This window comes from Agrobacterium sp. MCAB5 (assembly GCF_052114365.1).
GTDB lineage: Bacteria > Pseudomonadota > Alphaproteobacteria > Rhizobiales > Rhizobiaceae > Agrobacterium > Agrobacterium tumefaciens.
Window position 1 is genome coordinate 1 of record NZ_JBFREP010000134.1, and the last position, 627, is coordinate 627.

1 protein-coding gene is annotated in these 627 nt (G+C 54.4%); it reads left to right on the forward strand.

The features are described from left to right. Positions 1–192 (forward strand): antitoxin (locus tag AB4Z23_RS27805; RefSeq protein ID WP_441361219.1); only part of this gene is annotated, 192 nt, incomplete at its 5' end. Positions 193–627 lie beyond the last annotated feature (435 nt).

Genomic DNA, 627 nt, shown 5'->3' on the forward strand with positions numbered 1-627 from the left:
GCATTGCAAGGCAAGACAATCAAGCAGTATGCGCTTGAGCTCCTCTTCCCCGGTGACGCAGACGCAGAGCGAATCTGGGGGGAGTTGAGGACGTTGATGAACATGCGCGTCAATGAGGGGCTTGCCGGGAGACTGTCGACCAAAACTGTAGGGGAGATCCTTGACGAGGAGGTTTCCGAGGGTCGCGTTTAACTGCCTATATTCTTACCGCGGAAGCGGAATCAGATCTACCTTCGGTAATCCGCTACACATATACGCAATGGAGTGCTGCGCAGGTACGCCGCTAGTCTCGGGTTTGGAGCGAGGTATCGCAACCCTTGCCGAAGGCAGAGGTTCGTTCAAGGATATGAGTGCGCTTTATCCGGCGTTAAGTATGGCGCGATGCCAGCACCACTACGTCTTTTGTCTGCTTCGTGAGGATGCGCCCGCCCTTATCGTAGCGATTTTTCACGAACGAATGGATCTGATGAAGCGTTCGGTGGATCGTCTGAAAGAATGACGTTTGGGCGGAGGCGAGATTATGTGAGCCCAAGACCGACGAATCGTCGTTGTTGCGTGGCCGAAACATGGGTCGTCAGTTCTGATCCCTTCAAGAGCGAAACCGGCCAAAACCAGGCGGTTGTGCTA